We start from the raw sequence: 7,046 nt of genomic DNA on the forward strand, positions 1-7,046 counted from the left end.
CATTCATCATTTGCGCTTTTTCAAAAATGCCTCAAAAGGATCTTCTTCGGCAGGAGTGTTCATAGTGACTTTTGCTCGAGAGGCGGGAGTCATACCAAATTCACTTAACATGGCGCGAATACGTTTCCATGCATCAGATTTCATAGCGACTGCTGGGTGAGCTTTTTTTAATTTATCCCCCATCGATGACATGACCTCGTATGTATAACCTTCTTCATCGAGTGTCTCGCAATGTTGTCGATACTCAACATAGGCTTCGACCAACATTTCTAATGCTTTAGCATCAAGTGTACTCATCACACCTAATGCGTTTAATTCTTCCCCTATTCGTTTAAACCAATACTTTCCCCGCTTATCAAAATACTTCGGAGTTGGGGGTACCCCTGAAGGGGGCTTTGGCTCTTTTTTATTAATCGGTCGTTTTGATGGGTTCCCCCTCACCAATTGCAGATGTGACGGGGTTTTAGGCGGTCCAGCCATAATAGAAATCTCCTATCAATAATCGCTTGGGGTTCCCCAAAAAAAGTTTTCTAACCTGCGGTGATGTGAAAAGAGGTAAGGGGGCGGTCCTAGGTGGCGAGAATGGTAGAGATTTGACCCGCCCCTCCCCTATGAATAATAGGGTCGCTTTAAGCTACGGAATTATTTCCCTTCCTTTGCTGTCTTAGTTCTATGACACGGCCAACACAGGCTTTGTAAGTTATCTTCTGCATCGGTACCCCCATGTGCTTTAGCAGTGATATGGTCAACTGTTTTGGCTTCGGTGGCTCGTCCTGTTCTTAGACACTCTTGGCATAGATACTTATCACGTTTGAGTATACGTGCTCGTAACTTACCCCATTGGGTACCATAACCACGTTGATGACGAGATTTACCACGCTGGTGGTTTTCCCATCCTAAGTTCTGATGGTCTGCACAGTATCCGTTACGTTCTGTTGTTGTCTTGGCGCATCCCTGTTTACGACATGCGCGAGGTATACGAGGTGGCATGAATTGGCTCCAATAAAAAACCCGCCGGAGCGGGTTGTGAGTATTACTTCTTTTTCCTCAATTCTTGTTTTTGCTCAGACATATCAACTATTGCAGCTATTCTCTTATCCCTTTCATGACGCTCGACATACCATTCCTGAATTAAAATCTCGATAAGATTAATTAGCATTTTTGCTTCTTTTGGTTCCACATCAACGATAACATTTATATCACTCTCCATGTGTGCACCAATATTCCCAACTTTACGAACAGAATCTATTGCTTTCCACATAGAGTCTTCGACCTTATCTTTTATAGCTTCAATTGCTTTCGATAGGTTATTATTTTTTACATCCCACACATCTCTTATCATGCCCTGTAAACACCTACGCGCAAGTGTAGCCGACGACTTTGGTGATAACTCACAAATTAAACAAGATTCTTTATAGTCATCAATAATTGAACTTGGAACATAATCAGGAAATACTTTCATTTCGCTACTTGGTCGTAGTCTTATTGTATCAATTACACCTTGATCCCCTGTATCTATCCTGCCTCCAAAAAAATCCAATCTATCCAGATAATAACCTACCGTTATCTTAAGACATTTTGGATTTGGACAATGCCGAGTTATGAGTCCAATTTCAACATTATCTAAATGCTCTAAGTCTCTAATATTAACATTAGTTATTGTGCTATTTATAATGTAGTCAGTGTATGAAAACTTTGTTGACATCTGGTTGCAATACGGACATGTCCAGCTAGACATTTATTAATTCCTTTTTTAGTTATTCATAACTTATTTTAATAAGTTACTAATCATTCGTCACTCATTCTTTCCTCTTCTATTTGTCTTATTGCTTTCAACTGCTGGTTTGCTTTATCAATAGTAGCTAATAATGGAGAGATCCATAGAATAGCTTGTGAATATGATAATATTTTTCCATCACTATCAGGTGGTAATGGTGCCAGAACGGGTTCAGTTAATGTCGATGGTATTGATGTACATTGCGCTGGAGCGTAACTCGTTTGTGTATTCGTACAGGCTATCAGCAATAGACTGAGGAACAAGAGAATCGCAATTCGGATCTTTTTTAAGGATTGTTCTATATTCAATAATTTTCTCCTGTGATTTTGCATCTGCCTGAATACTATGGCGGTAAGCTGTAGTCGCTATTTGATTAAAACGATTGAATTGAAAGACCTGATCACTTAACAGTTTTGAGTAGCTCTCATTTTCTTTTGTTAATTGCTTATTCTCTGCTAATAACTTATCTCTTTGAGTAATGATATCTTGTATGCCTTTGACAATATAACCACCAGTGATAACTCCTACCATCACAATGACAATGTAAAGTTTCCAATGCTTCATAATTAGTACCGATGATGTGAAATAGCTATCTGACAGCGCTTGTCTAAGCTTGCTTTATCGTTAACACATGAATTATCAATTGAGAGATAAACGCCACCAGCGACCGTGATGAGTAATACGAGGATAAATCTGATAACGATAATTAAAGGTTTCCATGACATAGTGCTGACTCCGCATCTCTACGACTGACTAGCCCTCGCCATACCTTTCCACCGGCATAAACCCATCGTTTCATTTCTTCGCAAGCGCCATACTGATCGCCTGCGTTTAATTTCTTTAGTAACGTAGAACGCGCAAAAGCTGTGGTACCCACATTAAAAGCAAAAGAATATAGAGAGGCTTTTGTTTTATCATCCAGAGGTACTTTAACCAGGACATCAACTTGTTGTTGCGTTCTGATAAAGTCTTTCTGAAGTAACTCGTCACATTCTTGCTGTGTGTATGTCTTGCCTTGAATAATGTCATTCCCAGTATGGCCATAACAAACCGTCAGAACACCAGCAACATCTCGGTAAGGTTCATAACGAACACCTTCAAAATAACCAATCACTGTTATCGCAATACTTACCGCACCAGCACTTGCAACTGCTGCTACCTTCTGTTTTAGGTTCATTAAATGTCCTTTTTAGCTTTAGTCAGCATCTCGCCAACTATCTTTTCTATGTCTTGCGGATCACTAGAACAATTTCGATGAACTAATTCAGCAAATAACGCTGTTCGTTTCCGCTGTTCTCGCTGTGTCATAAAATAAGTTGCTAATCCAAGGAGCATGCTGAATCCCATCCCTATTACAAATCCCCATTCATAAAGTGAAAGACTTGCAAAAAAGGCAGTTAAGCCAGCTGTTCCGTAGGTAGCATTGGTCAATTTTTCCATGCGCATATACACCCCCTACGGAGTGTCCGTTGATGATTAATGTGAGTAAGTTAAACGTAAAAATATGAAACTTAAGTTAAACTGATAGGTCAGCCCAATGTAATAAACCGAAGGAATGGCTGACTTACTTCGGTGTGAGACATGTAATGAGTAAAAAACCTGATGGATACATACCAAGCATTAGTATAAATACAAACTGCACATCTAAAGAAGATGTTGCCGCTGAAGTATCAGCGCTAAAATTAGCTGTCGCACTAATATATCGGAGATTACCAAAAGAAGATCAAGAAAATATTCTTTTAGAAATGAGACAAATAAATAGTGAAGTAATAAATAGAGTTGCCGAACAGTTAGAACAGTTTAAATTTAATTAAATACTGAAAAATTAATCACCTCTAATCCAATATGATTTTCTACTGACTGAAGCTTATATTGTTTATTAGAGAAACAGCTCGTTAATTGTATGCTAGCGAGCTGTTTTTGTAACTCTGTTATTTGTTGCCCTTGTTGCTCGACTTGCGCTGACAATACACTAATTGATACTTCTAAATTTTGATTACTCATAACTACCTCTCTTAAATAAAAAGCCAACAGCAAGGCTGTTGCAATAATTAAACGTGTTAATAGTGATTTGCAGGAGCTATATACGAAAAAGGCCACGCAATGCGCAACCTTTACATCAGTTTTTTCGGGGTTTCTGGATAGTTAAAATTGGTAAAATTGGGTATAACTTAGTTAACTATAAATATTTTCCATATTTACTCATAATTACATCCCTGTGGCTAATCATTAATATTTTAATTTTATAGTTTATTTCAGAATATATTTCTGATTTATCTCTTTTTCCTTGAGTTGCAAAGCTTAAACTTTTCTTCAGCTCAATAATTAAATTATTTATTGATACTACTGATTTTGCAAAATCAATTTCTGCATCTGTAGAACTGCCCAATAAAAGAAGTAGTTTATACTTGCAAAGCTCTGCTTTTTTCTCATCTTCGGATGTAATAATATAAGGTTGCGTAATAATATTACTAGAAAATATAGTTAACTCAGATATATATTCAGCCAACATATTTCTAAAATCACTAATCCATTTTTCTTGAGCCACTAATTTATTTTGGTACTCAGCTAATCTATAGTTATGTTTTAATGCATACCAAGCGATAAGAGATGGAATTAGGGCAGAAAAAAAAGCCGCTACTACAGTTTCCCAAGAAAACGAAGTACTCACAACAACAGTAGGAATTTTATCTACCTCTACTGTGGCTATGTTATTAACTGATTCCATTATTCCCTTAGTATCTAATGAGTAAGGTATTCCTTTCCATTCCATTCAAAAACTCCATGACATAACCAATTCTAATAAGATATACCACTATATTACATGAGATGTCACATCGAAGAAACTCAGTGCTAAATTGTATGTAACTTCAATCACATTTATAAAATCCATTTTAGATTAAAAATATTTATCATTTATTATGGTGATTTTATATTTAATAAGGATCTTCGTTATGATAGAAAGACTTATTCAATACGCCTACTATGACCCTAACTGGTCTCATAGCCATCAAGCAATTTCATTATTAGACAGAACTCAGCGAAAAACCCCTGAAGACTATGAGCATGAAATGAGAGGTCATTTGTTCTGCCCTTCTTGCTACACGCCTATATCTATTCGCCCAATCAATACTGAAGTGACTTCAAATGGAAGAAGAAGAGCATTTTTCCACCTCCCTAGCTATAGTGAAACATATTGCCCGCTAAGAAGTATAAGTGCTCCAGGTCGGCGATATGCAAGTGAAACCGAGGCTCAACAAGCAATACAGAATCATCAACTAGCAGTAATTAGCGGATTTATGAATAATGAGCCTGAAAATCAAGATATTGAGAACCCTGAATATACTGGCCCAAATGAAAATATTGATGGTCCTATCATTCAAGCACCAATAGGAAGACACAGAGGGGAGAATTATGCTCTTCCAAGTAAAATTAGTACTGTAGCAGGATTATGTAGAAATTTTGACGAGAATTATTATAAATACATATACATAGCTAATAGTGGTCAAGCTATACCTAAATTATTCAGAGATCTACTTAGTGATGTTAATAATATTGAAGGTGAAATTGCTACTCCAGCATTTTACTGGGGAAAAATTTTAAGGATTGATAGATTTTCAAACACTGCACATATATATTTCAGACTAAACACTCAAAGCTCAATTAGTGATGTTCGAATAAAAGTTAAACTGGATGAGCTCGATAGAAAAAATATCACCTCTGAACAACCGGATCGAATTGTTATTTTCTATGGTCCAATAAAAGAAGTCGGTTCTGGTTACTGGTCAGATGATGTTAAATGGGGGGAATATGCTTTATTACCAGAACAATATAACTATCTTCTAATTACCCCATAAAATAGTTTTGAAACCTCACTCTTAGCTAGCGAGGTTTCATTCTATAAGTTAGGTGACAACGTATTCACTCTTATCACATTAGCACCCAAATTTCGTAACGAAAAGCATTTAACTATCAATTGTTATTTTATTTGTCCATTCATCCATTTCTAAAACTGCGCCAGTCATAATTAAACAAGCATCAATAAAGGTTTCTGCTATCATGAGTTTTTGCCTGATTTTCCCCTCAGAGCACTTCATATCCCTTGCGATTGCTGATTTTGAAATATTCTTTATATAATGTTTTTCTATCAAATCGTATTCGTCTTTCCTTCCTACTTTTATTAATTGTCCAACAGCTGAATCAATAATTATCCCATCATCATCACAGCAAGAAGCGCGACTTTTGCTTGTACTTGGGAGTAACCCCTTAAACCCTGCAGCTATTGAGGAATAATCCACACTATCACCCTCATTCGCTGACCACGCCCCCCAACGCGATAAAACTTCCTGCATATCTCTCATACTTAATACTCCTCGTGCCGTACACACGTTAAATAAATGCACCGATGCCTAATGAACGGTTTAAAAAATGAAATAACAATTCGAGTTGATTGCCGTGAGTGACTTCCCATTGTTTTGGGTCACGGTGTAACTCGTCATGGTGAATGCGGCATAATGGAATAGTGAATAAGTCGTGAGCCTTAGTACCCATACCACCCATGCCATGACCTATGATGTGGTGCGGATCATCAGCCTGTTGCCCACACACGCAACACGGTTGAGTTTTTACCCATTGAAGCCATTGGGTATTTTCCCAACGTTGCATTTTAGGTTTCAGCAGAAACGATGCTGGTGGCTCCGGATCGACAGATACTTTAATAACCGGCTTTATCGCATCTAAACGTTCATTCATTGCGGATAATGCGGTTACGTTGCTCGGGATAATGTCAGCTTCAGGAAAACCGCCATGCACTCTGCGTTCTTCTTGTTTATCTGACCAATTTAAAATCTGGCGTAATATCGCTTCGGGTAATTCATCGATAACGTTATGCATAACCGCAAAGGTGAAAAAATCAGGTATCGTTAGCTGGTGGCTACTATCTAATCTCAACCGAAAACGAATTGTATCTTGCATCCAATTAATACGGTTTTTATGAGCTAATTCAGCAACCCACCCAGCAGATGAATTTCTAATATGATTATCGTGATGCCAGCAAGTGCGGATCACGCCTGCCTCGTGAAAGGTCGTCACTAACTCATGGTGATGGTAACTTTCTTCATCGTTATCAATCTGACAGCATTGAATATGACGAATAACCCACGAGTCCATCGGCGCCACTTTATCGATAGTGTGGATCACTTTTTTACTATTGAGAAATTGGACGATGTGCTTATTGTTTAAAATAGGCTGTTCATCACCCGTTAATGCG

The 7,046-nt window shown here is 37.7% G+C and carries 14 protein-coding genes; 2 read left to right on the plus strand and 12 right to left on the minus strand.

Annotated elements, in window-relative coordinates; genetic code table 11:
• Nucleotides 1-6 precede the first annotated feature (6 nt).
• From DK858_RS08185 to DK858_RS08210, 8 genes are all read right to left on the minus strand, one after another.
• Nucleotides 7-480 (minus strand): phage terminase small subunit P27 family, encoded by a 474-nt coding sequence (locus DK858_RS08185; protein WP_109396985.1) that lies wholly within the window; start codon nt 478-480, stop codon nt 7-9.
• Between the two features lie 162 nt (nt 481-642).
• Nucleotides 643-990: an HNH endonuclease gene (locus DK858_RS08190; RefSeq protein WP_109396986.1), complete on the minus strand. Its 348-nt coding sequence runs from the start codon at nt 988-990 to the stop codon at nt 643-645.
• Between the two features lie 43 nt (nt 991-1,033).
• Entirely contained in the window at nt 1,034-1,738 is a 705-nt protein-coding gene (locus tag DK858_RS08195; RefSeq protein ID WP_109396987.1) for a DUF4145 domain-containing protein, read from the minus strand.
• A 50-nt stretch (nt 1,739-1,788) separates the two neighbouring features.
• A complete protein-coding gene (gene lysC / locus DK858_RS18560; RefSeq protein WP_458368152.1) occupies nt 1,789-2,040 on the minus strand; it encodes an Rz1-like lysis system protein LysC in 252 nt (83 codons plus the stop codon).
• A complete protein-coding gene (locus tag DK858_RS18060) occupies nt 1,949-2,341 on the minus strand; it encodes a hypothetical protein (RefSeq protein WP_162556666.1) in 393 nt (130 codons plus the stop codon). Before DK858_RS18060 ends, lysC begins: the two co-directional genes overlap by 92 nt.
• A gap of 2 nt (nt 2,342-2,343) precedes the next feature.
• On the minus strand, nt 2,344-2,502 hold the full coding sequence (locus DK858_RS18145; RefSeq protein ID WP_194294830.1) for a hypothetical protein: 159 nt from the start codon (nt 2,500-2,502) through the stop codon (nt 2,344-2,346).
• Nucleotides 2,484-2,954 carry a lysozyme gene (locus tag DK858_RS08205; protein WP_109396988.1) on the minus strand — a complete coding sequence of 157 codons (471 nt, stop codon included), beginning with the start codon at nt 2,952-2,954 and terminating at the stop codon, nt 2,484-2,486. Before DK858_RS08205 ends, DK858_RS18145 begins: the two co-directional genes overlap by 19 nt.
• Nucleotides 2,954-3,223 (minus strand): bacteriophage protein, encoded by a 270-nt coding sequence (locus DK858_RS08210; protein WP_036904926.1) that lies wholly within the window; start codon nt 3,221-3,223, stop codon nt 2,954-2,956. The genes DK858_RS08205 and DK858_RS08210 overlap by 1 nt, the downstream gene beginning before the upstream one ends.
• A gap of 140 nt (nt 3,224-3,363) precedes the next feature.
• Here DK858_RS08210 and DK858_RS08215 point away from each other — a divergent pair, with 140 nt between their 5' ends.
• Nucleotides 3,364-3,591: a hypothetical protein gene (locus DK858_RS08215; RefSeq protein WP_109396989.1), complete on the plus strand. Its 228-nt coding sequence runs from the start codon at nt 3,364-3,366 to the stop codon at nt 3,589-3,591.
• Here DK858_RS08215 and DK858_RS08220 read toward each other — a convergent pair.
• Together DK858_RS08220 and DK858_RS08225 are read right to left on the minus strand one after the other, a co-directional pair.
• Nucleotides 3,584-3,781 carry a hypothetical protein gene (locus tag DK858_RS08220; RefSeq protein WP_109396990.1) on the minus strand — a complete coding sequence of 66 codons (198 nt, stop codon included), beginning with the start codon at nt 3,779-3,781 and terminating at the stop codon, nt 3,584-3,586. The two genes, DK858_RS08215 and DK858_RS08220, sit on opposite strands and share 8 nt — an antisense overlap.
• Nucleotides 3,782-3,956: 175 nt before the next feature.
• The gene (locus DK858_RS08225) at nt 3,957-4,550 is read right to left on the minus strand and encodes a hypothetical protein (RefSeq protein ID WP_109396991.1); all 594 of its coding nucleotides are present in this window, start codon (nt 4,548-4,550) and stop codon (nt 3,957-3,959) included.
• A gap of 181 nt (nt 4,551-4,731) precedes the next feature.
• Between DK858_RS08225 and DK858_RS08230 the strand changes: the two genes are divergently transcribed.
• Nucleotides 4,732-5,634, plus strand: a complete 903-nt coding sequence (locus DK858_RS08230) for a hypothetical protein (protein ID WP_109396992.1) — start codon at nt 4,732-4,734, stop codon at nt 5,632-5,634.
• Nucleotides 5,635-5,742: 108 nt separating this feature from the next.
• Here the strand turns inward: DK858_RS08230 and DK858_RS08235 are convergent, their stop codons facing one another.
• On the minus strand, nt 5,743-6,138 hold the full coding sequence (locus DK858_RS08235) for an antiterminator Q family protein (protein WP_109396993.1): 396 nt from the start codon (nt 6,136-6,138) through the stop codon (nt 5,743-5,745).
• 28 nt (nt 6,139-6,166) lie between these two features.
• A partial coding sequence (locus tag DK858_RS08240; RefSeq protein ID WP_228407243.1) for a DUF968 domain-containing protein occupies nt 6,167-7,046 on the minus strand: 880 nt, incomplete at its 5' end.

The sequence above is a fragment of the Proteus faecis genome, from assembly GCF_003144395.1.
In the GTDB taxonomy this organism is placed as follows: domain Bacteria; phylum Pseudomonadota; class Gammaproteobacteria; order Enterobacterales; family Enterobacteriaceae; genus Proteus; species Proteus faecis.